Here is a 20076-nt window from a genome sequence, read left to right as displayed (position 1 = left end):
TGAAAACGAGCGCAAGGTTAGGCAAAAAAAATACTCACTACTAACCAATAGCCACTCACTAATTACATCCCTTATTCGCACATATTATAATATTTTAAATGGCCGTAACATTTATGCTTGCGGCAATTGTAAAATGTTTGTGCATATAGGCTGTTTATGGCAAAACCGGGCGCTTTGTATTGGATTTATTACTTTCAATTTTTCGGGGGTAACATTGTTAGCACTAATTTTGACCAGCTAACAGTAAGGCATTTAACAAACCGGCACCGCTTATCATACGCTTGTTTTTAAACGTCTTAAAAATCCGGCTCCTGATAGGTGTTGTACTGCCGGGCACTGACCAATTTTTTTCTGATTACAGATATTAATTTCTAATAACCGTTAATGATCTACTTATGCTATTAAAAAACATATTATTAAAACGTTGCTATAATATTGTGCTGTTAATGGGTTTTTCGGCCGCCGCATTCGCTCAAAAAACAGATCCGTCTGATGGCTTACGTGCCCCTGATGCCGTTAAGGTTGATGGCAAACTTACCGAGTGGAACCTTAAACCCTTCAACAGTGCTACCCTGCTCAATTATACATTGGCTAATAATGATAACAACCTGTATATCGTACTAAAATGCAGCGACCAGCGCCATATTGGTAAAATATTTGCCGGTGGTATCACCGTAACTATCAATACCGAAGGTAAAAAGAACGACAAAAGCGCTCCGCAGATCACTTACCCGTATTTAAAGAATGATGGCAGCAACCGTGGCCGTTTCAGCGGTGGCCGTGGACCGGGCCCGAATGGCGCGCCCGATTCAACTATGATCGCGTCGCGCAAGGATGTAGCCAAAACCATGAAAGAGTTTAGCGTGATCAATATTAAAGCGATAACTGATACCGTGGTTTCCATATACAACACCTACGGCATTAAAACTGTGGTTAGCTTTGATGATAAAGGCGATTTTCAATACGAACTTGCTGTACCCTTAACCCTGCTTGGCCTCACCGCTACCGAAGCAAAACAAATTGCTTACCACGTAAAAATAAACGGCATCGACCCTGAAAAAATGAACGGAGGCCGTGCCGGCTTCTTCGGCGGTGGTGATCCCGAAATGACTTCGCCCTCTGACTTTTGGGGCAAGTATAAAATCGCTTTAAAGTAACCGGCCATTTAAACCTTATCCATGAAGAAATTATTACTTTTATTATTGATCACCATATATGCCGGTACCACATTTGCCCAACGAACGGGTGGCGGAGGTGGCGGCGGCGGCAGGCAGGGCGGTGGTGGCGGCACACGCACTACCACTACCGACAGGCAAAACAACCCTAACCGTCAACAACAAACAGGCCGTCCGCAAAATGAAACCAAGCCGCCCTTGCCCTTTCGCGAGGTAAGCGGCATTATTAAAGATACTGCCGATAATGGCCTTATAGGCGCTACCGTAAAACTAAAAATATCGGCTACCGATAGTATATCAACCACCACTAATGAGGATGGTGTTTTTATTATCCCGAATGTAAAATCGGCAACGTTTGTGGTTACCATCAGCAGCATCGGCTACAAAACCGTTGTAAAGAAAATGCTGAACAACGACGTGTTGCCGCGCCTGGTGCTTGACCCTTTTATACTTAAAAGCGAAGAGCATACCCTCGAAGGTGTTACCGTAAACGGTACGCCCAGCATCACCTACAAAACAGATACCGTTGAGTACCGCGCCAGCGATTATAAGGTGCGCCCCAATGCTACCGTTGATGAGCTGTTGAAAAAGATGGAAGGCATGGAAGTAGGTTCCGACGGATCTGTTACCCACCAGGGCCAAAAACTGACCAAAGCCAAGCTGAATGGTAAAGATTATGCAGGCGGCGATCTGGCGAAGGCCATCCAAAGTTTGCCAGCCGATATAGTAGAAAAGATACAGGTTGTGGACGATTACGGCGACCAGGCCGCACGTACGGGCATTAAAGACGGTGATCCGCAAAAAATATTGAACATCACCACTAAACCGGATAGATCGGTTGGGCATTTTGTGCGGGCCAATGCAGGGATTGGCAGTCAAAAGCGGTTTGAAAGCAACGTAAATGCCAACCGGATAAATGGTAACCAGGTAGTTGTTGTAGATGGTAACCTTAGAAATACCATCAACGGTGTGGGTAGCGGCGGCGGAAGCGGCGGAACCACGAAAGCTTCCGGCATAAACCTTAATTACAGGGACCAACTAAGTAAAAAAGTCCAGATTAATACTTCGTATAGGTTTAATAACACCAGGGTAAATTCAATTAACAGAAGCGAAGGACAGCAATTTACTGACAGAGGAACTATTAATTTCAGGAACAGCAGTGACTCACGAAACAGAAACAATACCCATAACTTTAATTTTGAACTGGAATACAACATTGATAGCGCTAACTATTTAAAGGTTAGTCCTTACTATAACTATTCCGGCGCATTTAATTCCAACACCTCATCTACCTTCAGAACAGGTGCCGAACATCGTGATATAATTGGCACAAACAGCGGAGATAATACTACTCCAAACTATGGCGGCTTTTTGTTTTACCAGCATTTGTTCAAAAAGAAACGCCGTAACTTCTCTATACAGCTTAATATATCCAACAACGACCAGGAAAACGTTAATATTCAAAATAATAACCTGATATATTACCGTAATGACAGTGATTCTGTATCGATTGACTCTTTGGTGTATCGTAATATAGCACGTAGTAATTTAACCAAGAATTATCGCACAAGCGCAACTTACGTTGAACCGTTAGATTCATTATCACAGTTAGAATTTAACGCACAGGTGAATCGCCGTAGTTACAGCAACGAAGCACTTACCAGTAATATTGACTCATTTGGGCAATTACAAATAATCGATTCGTTAAGTAATATTTTCAATTATGCTTTTACTGAAGCCCGTTTCGCGGTTAACTACCGCTTAAATCAAAAAAAATACAATTTATCGTTAGGTGTTACGGCAGTGCCAACTTTATTGGAAGGCACCAAAGTAAGCCTGGGTAACGTAAGTATCCATCGTACTAATTTTAACCTAATACCTATAGCCAGGTTTGAATACGCATGGTCAAGACAGGAACGGTTTTCTATTAATTATTCGGGTAATCCTAATGAGCCATCCTTTGATCAGATACAGCCAGTGCGTGATGAATCTAACCCGCAAAGCCCGGTAGTTGGTAACCCTAACCTGAAGCCTGCATTTGTACATACCGTTAATTTACGTTACAATAATTACATTACTAATTCCCGCCTTAACTTTTCGGCAAACGTGGGTACACGCATTGTCAATAATCGCATTGTTAATAACACTATCCAGATACTTGACCCAAGGGGGGCATTTATTTATGAGCGTAACTTTGTGAATATTGATGGCAACTATAGTGTAAACGGTAATTACAGCATTTCAAAACAGCTGGCCGATCGTAAGTACAACTTATCGTTAAACGGTGGTATTAATTACAATCACGATGTATCGATGACTAATAATAGAGTTAGCCTCACAGATCAATGGAATTTCAATCAACGTTTAGGGCCAAGAATAAACCCTAACGAAAACATTGAGGTAAACCCTTACGTGGGTTATGATGTAACGCGTACTTATTTTTCTTTAACTCCGGATAAAAACACCAACAGAAGAACTACTACATTAAGTATAGACGGACAATTTTTCTTCTTAAAAGAACGTACACTTAGATTTGGCTACAGCGCTAATAAAAACTTCATACAAGGAGTGGCCAGCAATGTTAGTCGTAATCCTTTAGTAATAAATGCACGCGTTGAAAAAGAGTTTTTCGCCCGCAGAAACCTTACTCTAACTTTCCAGGTGTTTGATATATTGAAGCAAAACAATTTTGTTGATCAAACAATCACTTCAACAAGTATTACCAATACATTAACTAATGCTCTAAGCCGCTATTTTATGTTTAGCGCAAGGGTTAATCTGCAAAAATGGAGCGGTTCACCAAAACGTAATGGCCGATCGTTGCAGCGCAGAGGTGATGGTAGTTTTATTTATTAATGTTTTCGTATATCCTTCACTGTCGTGCTGAGGTACGAAGCATCTATTTGCACGTTAGTTAGTTAGTTAGTTAGTTAGTGCCTTGTTAGTTAGTGCCTTGTTAGTTAGTGCCTTGTTAGGTATGGTTGTGCTGTAATCAACGTTAGTGGATGTAACTTTCTTTTTTCTCTCAAAAAAGAAAGTCACCAAAGAAAAAAGTCGCGGCTGCGCAAGGAACTATGTTTGGGTTGTGCTTGGGCAGGGCTTGTGCTACCCGTTCCTTACGATGCCGCATTTTTTTGGTTATGTAAGGTTGTGCTTTTGTATTGGCACCCCTTATCCCGCAGCCGCTTGGCTCCGGCCAAGTGGCAACTATTTCGCGGCCTCCGGCCGCCTGCCAATATATTTCATCAGCGTTGTCGCGAGTTTAGCATAGCGTACTCGTGACCCAACATGGGGTAAGCTTTCAGCTTACCAAAAACTGTAAGCCCGCAAGAGCGAAACGGCTATCTTATAACTTACAACTCACCACATACAACTCACTATCAGTACTGATGAAAAGCATCACTCACAAACCCCAATACAGTGGGTAGTGAGGCTCGCCAGTAGGTCCAGTTGTGGGCGCCATCGCGGATGCGGAATTCGTGGGGAATGTTCTTTTTGCGGAGGGCGATGTGAACAAGGTCGTTACCCTCATATAAAAAGTCGTCATCACCGATGTCTATATACCAGCGAAGCGATTTTAGCTGATCTGCCGGCATGTTATTGATCAGTGCCAGTACGCTGTAACGGTTAAAGTAGTTACTTACTGTACTATCCGCAATTCCCGGATTGGCTTTGCTTAGGTTTTGTTTGGCATCCTCCAAAGTAAACGCCCCGGTAGCCGCGCTTAACGGGCATACCGACGAAAACATTTCGGGGTGATGCAACGCGTAAACAAAACTGCCGCCCCCACCCATAGATAACCCGGCTATGGCACGGAAACGCTTTTGAGCTTTGATTCGGTATTTCTTTTCTACGTAAGGCACCAGTTCGTTAAAAAAGAAATCCTCGTAATTCCAATCGCCTTTTACATCGTTGAAATAGCCGCGCCTGCCAGAGTCGGCATCGGGCATAATGATGATCATAGGGGTGGCGGTGCTGTTTTTGATGGCGGCATCGGTAATGTTCAACACCTCGCCAAACTGCACCCAGCCGGTATGGTCGTCGCCTGCGCCATGCAGCAGGTAAAGCACCGGGTAACTGCGCGATGAAGTTTCATAATCGGGCGGCAGGTATACCGCGTACTTACGGTCCATCTTCAATATTTTACTCGGTACCGATTGATTATCGAATACCTTGCCCGTTTGAGCGAACATGCTGCCGCAAAACAGGCACAAAAAAGCTGCAAGTAAAGGTAAATTTCTCATGATGTATAGGTTATATTAAAAGTAGTATAATTTACAATTACTTGCAGCTAAGCAATTATTTATTACAAACGTTTACATAGGTGGTGTAGGGCGTGTTGCGGTAAGTGGTATCTGGCCTTTAAACATTTTGCCGCCATCGCCGGTGAGGCGCAGGTAATAGTCGGACGAGCACTTGGTACCGTCTTCATCCAGCGTAATAAAACCCTGACCTGCCGGGGCAAACTCCTGGCTTTCGGCGGTTTTGGCTATCTGGTTGCCCTCGTTATACTCATCAAACATAGATATGTATAGCCCTTGCGCGCCTACCCTTTTCATGTTGTAAAACTGTCGCCACATAAAATCGCCGTGGGCGCGCTGGCGTTCCTGCAAATCGCCGGGCAAAACACATGGCTGGTAATCAATACCGTTGGCATTGCAATACGCCTGATCGGGTTTGTTAATGTTCACAAAAAAACCGTCGGACTGGTTGGCATTGCCTATGCGGCCCACCATCCACGGCGAAATCATATCCAAAGCCTTGTAAGCCTTTATAAAGTTGGGGCGCGAATCGCTCTCCTGCTTACGCCAGTTGGTAGGCACGCCGCCAATTACGTAGCAGCCTTTATCTTTAAACCAGTTGATCACATCCAGGCAAACATCGGCGCTCCATGGATGGTTGCTATCGTTAAACCCGAAACCCCATATACACACCACGGGCTTGCCGTTTTGCTTGGCATAAGCCGATGAGGTGATGTACTTAGACATCTTGTTTGTCCAGTCCGTTTTAATTTCCGATTGCATATTGGTCCAGCCGCTTACATCATACATAATGTAAAACTTAACACCATTGTGCTCGGCAGCTACCTTTACTTTGGCAGCCATGGCGTCCCGAACCGGGCCTTCCAGTCCGTTAGGATCGGGGTTAAAACGTTGCAGCGCGGCACCGTCAATGCCATAATCTTTCATCCATTTAAACTGCATATCAACGGTTTGGTCGGTAAAGGATGAAAACACATTAGCAGGTTGCCCGTTACCCAAATTGGCGTACGCTGTTGGGAAAGTGCTGGTATAATCGCGCACATCCGGCCACGATTTAATAGCGGTGTTGGTTGGCGATGGCTGCTGTTCCCACGTGTGCGACCAATGCCAGTACCTGTTTATCGGCGAACCATCGCCAATAGCGGCAAACCAACCCTGGTAGCCTACCACTACCTTGCCCACCACATCGCCAACGGGCGAAGGGGTTAAATCAACGCCCCCATTATTAGGGTTATCGGGCTTATCAGGCGTAGGTTCTTGCTTGCTGCCTCCTTTTGAGCAACTTGCCAGGGCGAACAAGCCCATCAGTAAAAGTTTGTTTATATTTCTCATATATTATTTAGGGTATTTAATTGGTTTTACTTCTGTTTTGATGCCTGTTTACAGCGCGGGCAGTTTATCTAATTTTTTAATGCTGATGTTACGATAATAGGCTTCGGCCCCTTCAGATTGCAGCTGGATCTTCCCTTTGATGAAGCCGGTTTCGGCACCTTCGTGCGGCGACAGGCGCGAGTTTTGCAGCACCATTACCACGTGCCCGTTAACTACGTGGATACTTTTATCGCCATAGCAATACAACTCTAAACTATTCCATTCGCCGTTGGGCTTTTCATAATTGCCAAGATGGGTACAGGTGCTGGCGGGAGTTCTGTCTGACGTAAACTGCACCAGCGGACCAGCCGGATCGTAGATCCACTCGGGCCTTGTGGTACCGGGCTTTAAACCCGCGTGAATATCCATCCCTACGCCTGATAGCGAATAGTAATCGCCCATATCACCCTCCTGTACCTGGAACTCGTGACCGCGCATCCATACATTCCAAAACACACCATGCGGACCGGTGGCGTGATAAATGATACCGTTATCGCGTTTATCTTTCAAGCGGGGTTGGTACTTATTTTCGCCCCATTTAAACTCCAGTTTCAGGTGGTAATTTTCAAACTCGGCTTTGGTGCTTAGGCCGCCATACATTTGTCCGCTGATGTGCAATACCGGCTGCCCGTCTACCATTTCTACCGTAAAAACTTTCAGCGGATCGTTGTTTAAACCCAGCGGTGTGCCGTTCATTCCGTCGCCTTTAGGGTAACCTTCCAGGGCAAGACTGGTGTGCGGCACACCGATAAACTTGTCCCAGTATTTAAGATCGGCAGTTAAAAGTGGTGTCCATTTATTGTTGAGTTTTTGGGCCGATGCCATACTGCAACTGAACAGAAGTATTATGCTGAAAAAACGGATGCTTAGCTTCATTTATAATTAGGGTTTTAGGTTTAAGTTTTTGTAAAACCACCGGCATTATTACAGCCGATGGTGTTTAAATTGATCAAGGGGTTAGGGGATAATATTTTGAGTGTCTTCGCGTCATCTTCTTCTGCGGAGGACTGTTAAAAAGTGTGTTATTCATTTAATAATATAGTATCACAGCACATTTAAAAGCACTGCCGGTAAAATTGGTTAAGGGCAAATAAAGGCCTGCACAGTTAAGAAAAGCTTAATAAAACATTAATGCGGGCGGTAATACGTAACAATAAATTGATATTAACGCATTTATATTTCAAAACAGCTTGCCGCGCCCACTATGGCAGCCTCTTCATTAAGTTGTGCGCGCTTAACGGGTATATTTATTTTATTTGTTTTTAGGTAGATGTTGAGGTAGTGGAAGAACAAAGCGTGCGCGTTGGCTATATTACCGCCCAGCACAATTATCTCCGGATTGGTATCGTTTACAAACAGGCTGATAAACTGCGCCAGGTTATGGGCAAACTCGCTGAATATTTCGCGCACGGTTGAATCGGTATTGTGCAGGGCGGTAAGCTCTTTTACATTGTTTACCGTATTGCCCGATAAAGCCCGATACATTTTCAGGAACCAGCGGGTAGAGATGTAATCTTCGGCTATGCTTTCCTTAAAGGGCATCTTCCAAAGGTTAACATCTTTGGCTACGCCGTCACAGTAATAGGAAGTACCCAGGCCGGTGCCCAGCGTAATACCGATGGCTGTTTTACAGCCTTGCGCCGCGCCGCCAAAAACTTCGCCTTGCAGAAAGCAGGCCGCGTCGTTCATCATCCGGATATCGTTAACGTAGATGCCCAGGCGTTCGGCCAGCAGCTTTTTTACGTTTACGCCGTACAGGGCATCATACTTTTCGGTATTTTGGATGTATGAGATACCGGTACTGTAATCGAACGGGCCGGGCATACCGATGCCGATCTTCTTCTCTTCTTTTGATGATGTTCCCCTGAAAGCATCGCCTATTACGGCACACCAGCTATTGATGATCTCCTCGCGGTTGCCCCGCGAATTAATGTGCTGCCGCTTGTAGGAATCCTGAATAATACTTCGCCTGGTCATATCAACCAGCGCGGCGGTAATGTGCGAGCCGCCAATATCAATACCTAATACAATGTTTGCGTTCATATCCACCTGTTTTAAAAATCTGTTACAAATTATTAAGCAGGTATTGCAGGAGGCTTGCCGGGAGATCACTTTTTAAAGTTTTATTTCTCTATTGAGAACATAGCCGTCGACTTAAGTATTGATCGATGAAATGTTTGCTTATCAACTCACCCCGACTTCGCTTCGCTCGTCACCCCTCTCTCCGCAAGCGAAAAGGGGCTTTGCTTTTTTTCACCCTCTTTGCGAAGCAGAGAGGGTGGTCCAGCGAAGCGTAGACCGGGTGAGTTAGCTATGCGCTTTACTTTAACCCTTAAGTTGACAGCTTGCTCTCAAGAGGGGAATCGCACAATTCCGTTGTGCAATATTCTTAAATACTTCCCTGAAAAGCCCCATCACCCTACATACCCTTTATTTTTTTGCCATACCTGTTTGCACTACTTTTTTAATGGTACCATCAGCATTATAATACAGCTTATTTACGCAGATAGACCGCAGCCAATCGTTATGCGAGAGGGCGCTATTGTGGTAAAAAGCGTACCATTCATTTTTAAATTTCACTATGGAACCGTGGTTGGTAAAGCTATCGGTAGGGTCAATATTTATGCCCTTTACCGTCCATGGCCCCAGCGGACTATTGCTTGTTGCATACCTCATGCGGTTGTGCTTACCTGCCTGGTCGAAATTATCGGCGTACGACAGGTAATAAACCCCATCTTTTTTATGTACCCAGCTGGCCTCATGAAAATCAAACAGTCCCTGCATGGGTTTCATTTCGCCGTCAATTTCCATCATGTTATCTTTTAGCTTGCCGCCTTTGCAAACGTTGCCGCCGCCATAGTACAGGTAGGCCTGTCCGTCATCATCCACAAAAACGCATGGGTCTATCAGCGATTCGAGGCCTTTGATATAACCCTGCGATTTAAAATCGCTTGCCGGGTTTTTACTCGTGGCTACGCCTATTTTCCAGGTGGTATTCCACTCAGTACCGCTCGGGTGCGGGAAATAGAAGTAGTACGTACCGTTTTTAAAAGCGCAATCAGGCGCCCACATAAAACCACCGTCGGGGCGGCCCCACTCTACATCGCTGGCGCGGAGTATCTCGCCATGATCTTTCCAGTGCACCATATCGTCGGTTGAAAATACATGGTACTGATCCATCAAATCGCAACCGCGGGGCGGGGCAATATCGTGCGAAGCATAAACATACAAACGTCCGTCGGCCCATACATGCGCCGATGGATCGGCTGTGTACATGTGGGTAATGAATGGATTAACCAATGTGTCGGGTTCTTCCTTTACCGTATTATCCGGCTTATCGGCTTGGGGCTTACTGCTCTTTTTTGAGCAGCTGCCGGCCACCATAGCAAGCACGCAAACAAGCAGGGTATTGATCAATATCTTCTTCATAATTGGTAGTAATTGGCAAAAAGTACAGGCAAAAGGAAGGCATGACGGCCCGTTTCAAAAACCGCCATGTAACCAATTTACCTTTTTCCTTCCTTTGTATTTTTAAGCGCTTACTTTTTGATAGCGCCGGTTTGAACAACCTTTTTTATAGTACCATCGGCGTTGTAATACAGTTTATCAACACAAACCGATCGTAGCCAATCGTGATTGGAGAGGGTGCTGTTGTGGTAAAATGCATACCATTGCCCTTTAAATTTAACGATAGATCCATGGTTGGTAAAGCTATCCGTAGGATCGATATAAACACCTTTTGACGTCCACGGGCCAAGCGGACTTTTACTGGTGGCATAGCGCATTTGGTTGTGCTTGCCTGCTACATCATGGTTATCAGAGTACGACAGGTAGTAGATACCGTTGCGTTTGTGTACCCAGCTGGCCTCATGAAAATCTTCCAACCCTTCCATCTTTTTCATTTCGCCATCAATTTCAACCATATTGCCTTTTAGCTTGCCGCCTTTGCAGGTACCGCCGCCGCCATAATAGAAGTAGGCCTGGCCGTCATCGTCAACAAATACTGATGGATCAATCATTGATTCTAACCCTTTAATATAGCCTTGCGATTTAAAACCACTTGCGGGATCTTTACTCGTGGCTACTCCAATTTTCCAGGTAGCGTTCCACTCGGTGCCGCTTGGGTGCGGAAAGTAGAAATAGTAGGTTCCGTTTTTGTAAGCGCAATCAGGCGCCCACATAAAGCCGCCTTCGGGCCTGCCCCACTCTACCTGGCTGGCACGCAGTATTTCACCATGGTCTTTCCAGTGTACCATATCATCGGTTGAAAATACATGATACTGATCCATCAGGTCGCAGCCGCGGGGCGGGGCAATATCGTGCGAAGCATAAATATATAAACGCCCATCTTTCCATACATGTGCCGATGGATCGGCAGTATACATATTGCGGATGATTGGATTTGACGGAACTGTATCCGTTTTTTTAGTTTGGGCAGCGCACGGCAGCATACACACACTCATTACCAGCGCGGCCGATGTTCTTAATAAGTTACAGATATTCATTGCAGTAGTTTTTAAGTATGGCGGCAGCTTACACTGCTGCCATACTTGTTGTTAAAATATAGGGGCTTATGGTTTTTGACCGAAACGCAGGTCGTCGATACCGGTGATGAGGTCGCCGTGATCTTTACCCGTAGTGAAAAAGAAGATACGGAAATGGTCAACAGCCGCGTAATTGGCGCCACCGTCGCCGGTTTTTATGGCTGTGCTAAAGTCGAGCTTAATTTCGTTCCAGCCGTTTTTAAGTGTTGGCAACAACGGCGCGATATCCCAGGCAGACTCAAAAGCATCTGATTTACCCGAACTGGTCATCTCGATAGAGCCATCAGCCTTAAGTAAGGATACATCAGAGATATACCACCAAAATTTGAACTGGCCGTTATTTTCGGTAAAGGTGGTGTTAAGCGGGGCAGGCAATTGTTTGATGAACTGCATAAAATCGCCGCCGTTGGCGATGGTATTTTTAAGATAACCTATACCCTCTTTTTTACCATTGGTTTCAATAGTTGGCGTGCCAACGGTTTCCCAGCCATCGGGCAGGTCGGCTTTATCAAAGCTTACATCGGGCATTGGCGGAGCAATCCGAAACTTTAAGCCATCAACACCGCTGATGAGGTCGGCATGGTCTTTACCTTCGGTGAAAAAGAAGATACGGAATTGCTTAACACTTGCCGGGTTAAAATCGCCTCCGGCTTTGTCGGCAGCGTTAAAATTAAGTTTGATCTCGTTCCAGCCTGCCTTAAGGGTTGGCTTAAGGGCGGCTATAGACCATCCATACTCTTCCTTATCAAAGTCGCCGACACTATTTATTTCTATCTGGCCATCGGCCTTAACCAATGAAGGGTCTGAAAGGTACCACCAAAACATGAACTGACCGTTTGTGGCTGTCAGTTTAGTATCAAGCGGGGTAGCAGGTTTATAAATGAACTGCATAAATTCGTTACCGTTGGTAATGGTATTTTTGATGTAACCGGTACCTTCCTTTTTATTTTCGGTTTCGATATTTACCGCGCCTACGGTTGACCAATCGGCCGCGTCATCGGCACTGGCGAACAGTACCAAAGAAGGATCAACCACCACGGTATCAATAGGTACATCGGGCGGAGGTACTATCTGGCTGGTGTCCCTTGATTTGAACTTCTCTTTTTTGCAGCCGGCCATAGTAAGCGCGGCTACAGCGATGGAACATACCATCATCAATTTCATTAATCTCATTTCCTTTAAGTTTTTAAAGTTTAAAATTGGGTTAGGATGCTGTAAAGCGCCCTTATTTCTTATTTGGTATTAGTATAGCATAGCCTAACGTGACGGTTTGTTACGGGTATACCCTGATGCACCATGAAACCACTTAGCCCCCTGCCCGGTTAACCACAGGTAATAATCGGATGTAAGGTCATTCTCTATCCCTACAAACCGTAAACCTGCATCGCCGTTCAGTGGTGTATTTTTCTCTAAAGCGGCTTTAAAAATGGCAGTACCTTCGTCAATCTCATCAAACATGGCTACGTATAATGATTTTGCGCCTACCGTTTTGGCCCCTGCAATCTGCTGCCATAAAAAGTCGCCTTTAAGGCGTGGTATAGCGTAATAAATGCTCGGATCCTTGTGCATATTACCCCATGTAAAACCGGGGAATACCAGCGGCACATAATCAACCTTATTGGCTTTGCACCATTGTATATCATCATACACCACCTGCTGGTTATATCCTTTAGAATCGAACCTACCCACAGCCCATGGCATTATGATATCGCACTTTTTGATAAGTGCGTGCAGGGCAGGTGATTTTTCGGTATCGTTACCCAGCGTGCGCCAGTAGAAAGGCACACCCAGCATTACCGAAAACTTGTTGTCGGTTCCCTTTATCTTGTCAACCAGTTTGTTTACATCCTCAATGGTGTATCGCCTGTTATCATTAAACCCTACGCCCCAAATGGTTACCAGCGGTTTGCCATTGTGATACAAATAAGTTGGGTTAACCTTGTTATCGGCCAGTTTGAAAAGGGTTTGCAATTCGTTCCAGTCTTGCTCCAGATAGGCTACATCGGCACTTGAACAGCCGCTCAAATCGTACATTACGCTGATAGCACGGCCATACTTTTTGGCTGCCTTTAGCGCGTTGGCCAGCACCTTATTAAAGTGCCTTTTGCCCGACGCGTTGCTTGATTTTATTTCGCCTACGAAACGCTGCATGTGCACACCGTCAATACCGTAATCTTTCATCCATTTAAAGTGCAGGTCCACACTCTCCTCATCGTACGGACTGTACAGATAAGCATCATCGCCGTTAGCGAACTTAAATGGTGATTTATAGCGCTTGGTGTACTCGGTAATATCTGGCCAAAAATCAACATTGGTATTGCCCGGATAAAAGCCCCCGTTACCCTGGTAATGGTACCAGCCTCGTTGTGAGCCATCGCCTTCGGCAGCAAACCAACCCTGGTAACCGGCCATTACCAAACCGGTGTATGATTTGTACAGTAAACCCGTAGTATCATACACTTTACCCGGGTTGGTTACCGGCGGTTCAACAGGCGGTTTTATTTCGGCTTCGCCTTTGCTTTTTGAGCATGATATAAGTGCCGCGGTTAATAAAACCGGCAAAACGAGTATCCTAAACTTTTTCATCAGCATATATTTATCTTTTTAAAGATTACGCGGTGTGGTAACCCGCAAAATTGTTTTTTTAAGGCATGCACACGAAAATACGTATGCATGCCCGTTGTTGATTATGGTTTGGGGATATCTATTTCTATGATGTCGGAAAAATTGTAGCTTTTAAAGCTATCGTTGAGGCGCACACCTACCCTCGCGAAGAATTTACGGCCGGGCACCATGTTCTCTACATCAATGCTGATGGTCTTTTCGGCATCCGTCATATCCACATATTCTTTGTTGATGCGTTTGAGGTATGCATCAGAGTAATCCCTGATTGAAGCGCCCGCGCCCACCAGTTTAGTGGTATTGATGAATGGCTGCGTTTCCAGTATGGTTGGCAGGCCTGCCGAAATAGGCGCCTCAATATCATAGGTTAGCGTTAAGGTAGTGCCGTTTAGCGTAGCCGTAAAGTTTTTGATAAGCAGGTACGGTGTTACGGTAAAATCGTGCTTGGTGCCTTTGTTTATATCAACCGTAATGGTATCATAAATTGGCCAAAAAGCGCCGCCTTTGGGTATCACCTTGTATTTGCCTTTGAACAGTTTGCTATCTTTAAAAGTACCGTCAAACTTGGATGGTATCTCCTGCGGAGATGGCGTAGCGCTCCAGCTGATCTGCTCCAGCCTTATCTGGCTGCTGTTTTGCGATGTAAGCAGGTTGCCGCCTTCGGTTGATATCAGGTTACCTTCAAATGAAGCATCGGGCCCCGGGTAGTTATCTATTTTGGTACATGCAGAACTTGCCAGTATGGTTAGGCCTAACAACATTCTACTAATCTGTTTTTTCATGTCTCTATACGTTTATATTGTTAGTAATTAGGGTTATTAGGATACAGGTTAGGGTTTTTGCCCAGCTCGCCGCCCGGTATAGGCTCGTAGTAAAACCGCTTATCAAAGTTGTAGTTACGCTGAAACAATTCCGGCTCGGCCAAAAAGATGAATTTGTTTTCGTTGAACACGAAGTATGGCATCAGGCCCTTAAACCTCGCGTTGTTCAGCACGATGTCGGCAGTTCTCCATCTTTTCAAATCCCAGTAGTAGTGGTTTTCAAAGGCCAGCTCCATGCGTCTTTCTTTACGTACTTTTTCAAGGTCGATAGAAGCATAAGGCGTTGCCCCTGCCCTTACCCTGATCAGGTTAATATCGGTTAAGGCATCGCCTGTATTACCTAACTCAATAGCGGCTTCAGCCCTGTTCAGCAATACTTCGGCATAGCGAAGATCCATCCATGGCTGCTCGCTCCTGTTCAGGTCAACAGATGCCTGTGGTTTGTTATAATCAACATATTTACGCACGTAGAAACCGGTGCGGGTAAGCTCGTCACCGCCGGTCCAGGGGCCGGTAAAACCGATGATCTGTTTGCCCTGGTATAGGGTTTTTACATCGCCCGAAAGGATAAAGCTCCTTGAATTGTTAGGCTTGGCAACCTCGGCAGCAGCCGTACCGCTGAATGACGGATAAATCCCCCTTTGCATATCAAAGGTTAAGCCCCTCAGCGTAGCACCCGGAAAGTATACCGTTGCCAGTAACCTTGGCTCAAGACCCTGCATCAATTCGGCACGATCGTTAAAGCGTTTCGGTGTGCCATCGCCGTTGGTTACCGGTAGATCTCCCCAAAGCTGTACCAGGTCAAGCGTTGGGTATGAGCGTGAAAGCGCGTTCGCGGTGAAATAACGCGGCGACATGGTAGCATCCCAGCTGTGCGCGGTTTGGTTTAGTATTGAATATTGTTTTACAAATATGGCTTCCGGGCTGTCACCTGTTTTCAAAAACAGGTCGATATAGTTTTGCAGCTTGTCCGGATTTCTTTCATATAATGAATAGTGGCCTTCCAGCAGTTTGGCAGCATCATAAGCTTTGGTGAAAAAGCCATTGGCTTTATCGGCACCTATACCTACAAAACCTTCGGCACGGGCAGGGCCGTCAACAAAATTTACCGAACCGTATTTGGCAATAGTAGCGGCATACAGCATAGCCCTTGATTTTAAGGCTGCTGCCACGTATTTATTAGCACGACCGGCCGGGCTGGTTTCGGGCATCATCTGGTAGCCCAAATCAAGCTCTTCGCCTATAAAGTTCCATACATCTTCTTCTTTATCACGATGTACCTGTAACTCTTCTAACGGAGCGCCCGGATCTTGCGCTACCTTGATAATTGGTACGCCGCCGTAACGTTTAGCCAAACCGAAGTAATAGTAGGCTCTTAAAAAGTGACCTTCACCAATCAGCTGGTCAACCTTTACCTGGGTAAGTTCGGCAGCGTGTTTCGGCAATTCATCTAACAGGATATTTACCTTACGGATGTCGCCATAAGGCCAGTAGCCGAAACCACCGCCTATATCCATACCACCAAACGGACCGACCTCTTCGCCGGTAACCGAGGCCGAATTATAAAAGTTCTCCCAATCGTTACCTCCGGTTCTGAAACCGCCATCGGGACGGTATTTAAAATCCTCGATGGGCAGGCCGGTATAAATATTGGCTAAAAACGATGTTACACCCGCCTCGGTACCAAATATTACATCGGGGCCAACAATGTTGGTTGGAGGTATATCTAACCGCTGGCATGAGGTAATACTTGCCCCAACGGTAACAGATAACGCTATAATTAATTTATGTAATCTTTTCATGTTTCAATAAGTTAAAAGGAAACGTTAGCTCCTATGTTAAAAGTTCTGTTCATTGGATAGGTATAACCGCCCAGGGCTACACCAAAATCCTGACCCGGCCTTGGCCCCTGATGTTCGGGATCGTAATTTTTAAGACCGGTGAAGGTTAACAGGTTATAGCCGTTGGCATAAACCCTGCATCTTTTAACACCTATTTTTTGTAGCAGCGAGGCAGGTAAGCTATAACCCAACTCCAGTGTTTTTACGCGCAGGTAGCTCGCGTTTTGTATCGCTTTTGTACCCTTCGCCACCGGCGAACCCATTGCAGGGTAAAAGCCCGGTACCCATTGTGTGTTAGGGTCGTAAATATTATCGCTTGGGTTAACGGTGTGCCAGCTATCCAAAAAGCGGGTTAAGGCGCTGCGGTTGTACATCAGCGGTTCGGCAAATTGCTCGCCGTATTGTACGTAAACACCTGATGCTCCTTGTAAAAGCACACTCAAATCAAATGATTTATAAGTAACGCCGATATTTAAACCATAGTTATACAGCGGGATATCCTGCGTTGCTATAGGGTGGTCATCTTTACCGTCTATCACGCCGTCTTCGTTCCAGTCTTCATAGTAGTAATCGCCCGGTATTACACCGTTGTTGCCGCCGCCCGTATTAACAGGGTAGTTATAGATCTGATCGTAAGTGGTGAACTGACCGGCATAAGTTGGCCCCCACCAGATGTTGGTATACCTATTGGCCTGGTTGTTTCTCCAGTTTTCCATTTCGTTACCAAACTGCCCCTGAAGAATGATCCTTCTTTGCGCACGGGTTGCGCTTACGTTACCATTCAGGTTCAGGCCAACCTCGCCAATTTTTTTATGATAGGCTATGTTGAAATCCAAACCCTGTACCCTATCACTGTTATAATTGATCTGCGGTACATCGGCACCTACAGTTCCCGGCAAGGCTGTCGCGGGCGTTGCTTCCAAACCGGTACGGTCGCTTCTGAATATCTCCACGCTACCATCAACGGTACCGTTAAACAAAACATAATCTAACGCTAAGTTCTTTTTAGTGTTGATAGCCCAGCTTAAACCCGGGTTACCCAATTTTTGAGTAGAACCGTTTACCGCGCCGCTGCCAAATATGTATGAGCCAACAGGGTAGTTATAACCATTGATGTAGTTAAACGGCGCGCCGCGCTCATCACCTGTTTGCCCCCATGATCCTCTGAACTTTAAGCTGGTTAATATATTCTCCGGAACCAGTTCGCGGAAGAACGACTCTTTTGTAACTACCCAGCCTAACGACAAGCCCGGGAAGAAGCCCCATTGATCGGGCCCCGGCTGGTACCTGTTAGAACCATCACGACGGAAGATGAACTCGGCAAGGTATTTACCTTTATAATCGTAGTTAAACCTGCCTATGATACTGCGGAAACCAACATCGTACAAACCACCTGTATACATACCGCCTTGTTGCTGGTTATTGGCCAAACCGCCAAACAGGTAATCGATAGGTAATTCAGCATCCCTCTGTGCAAAGAAATCGTCGCCGGTTTGGTGACTTTGCTCATATACCAACGTTGCCGCTACGTTATGATCTTTAAAGAAGGTATTGGCATAACTTAATGACAACTGGCTTTGGGTATTTTGCCTTGTATAGTAGTCGCGGTAAATCCTGTTAGGGCTTTGCGCGACTGTTGGCATGTATGTATCGTTTTCGGCATTGTAGTTATACAACGTGTAGGCACGCCTGATTACGGCGTTATCATCATTACCGGTATCAAAGTTGAACAACGCTTTAGCGGTTAAGCCTTTTATGCCCGGTATTTCATATTGCAGGTTTAACTGGCCTGTAAAGTTCTTTTTCTTGAATTTTCTGAAACCGCCTTTATCTGCATAAGTAACCACATCCGGGTTCATGTTATCATCAATTACAGCCGGGTATAGTGGGTTATCATTAGCGAAGATCTGCTTGATAGGGATCTGGTTCCAGGCATATTTGTAAATGGTCCATTGATCCTGGTAAGGTTGGTTCTTTTCGTCGATCCAGCCCGATGCCAGCACCTGTGCCCTTAAGCCTTTGGTAATGTTAACCGTTACGTTTGAGCGGAAATTGTATTTGTTATAGTTGATATCACCGCTTTTAAATACTCCATCCTGCTTTTGGTAACCGAAGTTGAAGAAATAGGTTATTTTTTCGGTACCGCCGTTTATGTTGAGGTTATGCTGTATTTGCGGTGCCCAATCCTTAAAGGCCAGCCCTATCCAATCGGATGATTTATAAGTACCATCAAGGTATGGTTTAAAGTTAGCATAGGTATAGGTTGGTGGTTGTACGCTTACAAAGTTATTATCAAAATTATGCTTGTTCTTTTCGTTGGTAAGCATCATAAAGTCGATCGCGTTAACACCTTCGGGCATGCCCACAAATTGTTGGAAAGCCTGGTTAACCGAGTAGTTAATATCGAACTTGCCGTTCTTGTCGCCCTTTTTGGTGGTTACCAGCACAACACCGCCCGATGCCCTGATACCGTAAATAGAAGCCGCGGCATCTTTCAATATCGATAAGCTCTCGATCTCGTTAGGGTCCATACGGCCTAATACCGATTGATCAGTACCGCTGATCACTCCGTCAATTACAATAAGGGGCGCGGTTTGAAAACCACGGATGTTTAAGTCATTAGCAAAACCACCCGGTTCTGATGTACGCTGTACAATGCGCACACCGGGTATTTTACCGGTCATCATGTTTACAACGCTTTCGTTTTTGGTGACTACGATATCCTTACCTTTTATGGTAGATACCGAGCCGGTTATGGTTTCGCGCTTTTGCGTAGCGTAACCTACTACCACCACCTCGCTAAGTGCCGATTGGGCCGATGATAACGTAACGTTAATTACCGTGCGGCCGTTCAGCTTTTCGGTAACGGTGCCCATGCCTACAAAGGTGTAGGTAATTTGGGTGGCGTTGGCCGGCAGGGTTACTTTGTACTCGCCGGTAACGCTGGTAACTACGGCGGTTGCGCCGGTACCGTTACTTAAAACGGTTACCCCCGGCAGGGCCGAGCCGTCGGCCGCGTCAGTTACTTTACCTGTAACAACTACAGGTTGCTGGGCGAGCAAACTGAGCGGGTAAAGAAGAATTATAATAAGTAAGTATTTAAATATTTTCATACTGTTTCTCTTTTATGTTTAAGTTTAAATTGTTTGGTTACCTGGTTAGGGTAATAGTTAGCGTAAGCGGCAGCATATTCACGGCGGAATATTTTCGTAGTTATACATATTTCAATTGGTTATTTGATATACACTCCTTATTGCACTAAGGCAGGCGAATATTGGATTGTACGGGGTTTATAATATGATGCAATTAAACGTGGAGGCAACTAATAAAACATTAACAAAACATTAATTTCAGCTTGAAAACAGTTAAAAACCGATGATTAATTCATTTTTATGCAATCGATTGCATAAAAAAGCTAAATTTTTTTATTTTTTTTATCC

At 45.3% G+C, this 20076-nt stretch carries 13 protein-coding genes; 2 read left to right on the top strand and 11 right to left on the bottom strand.

The genetic code is table 11. The features are described from left to right. Positions 1–395 precede the first annotated feature (395 nt). Entirely contained in the window at positions 396–1157 is a 762-nt protein-coding gene (locus ABD894_RS08550) for a hypothetical protein (protein WP_345210590.1), read from the top strand. Between the two features lie 21 nt (positions 1158–1178). Then, complete coding sequence (locus ABD894_RS08545) at positions 1179–4031, top strand: TonB-dependent receptor (RefSeq protein WP_345210589.1); 2853 nt, start codon at positions 1179–1181, stop codon at positions 4029–4031. Between the two features lie 524 nt (positions 4032–4555). Here the strand turns inward: ABD894_RS08545 and ABD894_RS08540 are convergent. The 11 genes from ABD894_RS08540 to ABD894_RS08490 all read right to left on the bottom strand — a co-directional run bounded on the left by ABD894_RS08540 (position 4556) and on the right by ABD894_RS08490 (position 19749). Continuing rightward, positions 4556–5419, bottom strand: coding sequence for an alpha/beta hydrolase (locus tag ABD894_RS08540; protein ID WP_345210588.1), 864 nt, complete (start codon positions 5417–5419; stop codon positions 4556–4558). A 72-nt stretch (positions 5420–5491) separates the two neighbouring features. Next, positions 5492–6769: a glycoside hydrolase family 99 protein gene (locus ABD894_RS08535; protein ID WP_345210587.1), complete on the bottom strand. Its 1278-nt coding sequence runs from the start codon at positions 6767–6769 to the stop codon at positions 5492–5494. Positions 6770–6817: 48 nt separating this feature from the next. Next, the gene (locus ABD894_RS08530; protein WP_345210586.1) at positions 6818–7684 is read right to left on the bottom strand and encodes a 3-keto-disaccharide hydrolase; all 867 of its coding nucleotides are present in this window, start codon (positions 7682–7684) and stop codon (positions 6818–6820) included. Positions 7685–7981: 297 nt separating this feature from the next. After that, a complete protein-coding gene (locus tag ABD894_RS08525; RefSeq protein ID WP_345210585.1) occupies positions 7982–8851 on the bottom strand; it encodes an ROK family protein in 870 nt (289 codons plus the stop codon). A 387-nt stretch (positions 8852–9238) separates the two neighbouring features. Continuing rightward, complete coding sequence (locus tag ABD894_RS08520) at positions 9239–10237, bottom strand: family 43 glycosylhydrolase (protein ID WP_345210584.1); 999 nt, start codon at positions 10235–10237, stop codon at positions 9239–9241. Between the two features lie 110 nt (positions 10238–10347). Beyond that, the gene (locus ABD894_RS08515) at positions 10348–11313 is read right to left on the bottom strand and encodes a family 43 glycosylhydrolase (RefSeq protein WP_345210583.1); all 966 of its coding nucleotides are present in this window, start codon (positions 11311–11313) and stop codon (positions 10348–10350) included. A gap of 66 nt (positions 11314–11379) precedes the next feature. Continuing rightward, positions 11380–12525 (bottom strand): hypothetical protein, encoded by a 1146-nt coding sequence (locus tag ABD894_RS08510; RefSeq protein ID WP_345210582.1) that lies wholly within the window; start codon positions 12523–12525, stop codon positions 11380–11382. A gap of 84 nt (positions 12526–12609) precedes the next feature. Then, the gene (locus ABD894_RS08505; RefSeq protein WP_345210581.1) at positions 12610–13938 is read right to left on the bottom strand and encodes a glycoside hydrolase family 99 protein; all 1329 of its coding nucleotides are present in this window, start codon (positions 13936–13938) and stop codon (positions 12610–12612) included. Between the two features lie 101 nt (positions 13939–14039). Continuing rightward, positions 14040–14756, bottom strand: coding sequence for a DUF3823 domain-containing protein (locus ABD894_RS08500; protein ID WP_345210580.1), 717 nt, complete (start codon positions 14754–14756; stop codon positions 14040–14042). Positions 14757–14776: 20 nt separating this feature from the next. Then, positions 14777–16597 (bottom strand): RagB/SusD family nutrient uptake outer membrane protein, encoded by a 1821-nt coding sequence (locus tag ABD894_RS08495; protein WP_345210579.1) that lies wholly within the window; start codon positions 16595–16597, stop codon positions 14777–14779. 11 nt (positions 16598–16608) lie between these two features. Further along, positions 16609–19749 (bottom strand): SusC/RagA family TonB-linked outer membrane protein, encoded by a 3141-nt coding sequence (locus ABD894_RS08490; RefSeq protein ID WP_345210578.1) that lies wholly within the window; start codon positions 19747–19749, stop codon positions 16609–16611. Positions 19750–20076: the final 327 nt, after the last annotated feature.

This window comes from Mucilaginibacter gynuensis (assembly GCF_039541195.1).
Classification (GTDB): Bacteria; Bacteroidota; Bacteroidia; order Sphingobacteriales; family Sphingobacteriaceae; genus Mucilaginibacter; species Mucilaginibacter gynuensis.
This window is presented reverse-complemented; position numbering and strand designations above follow the sequence as displayed.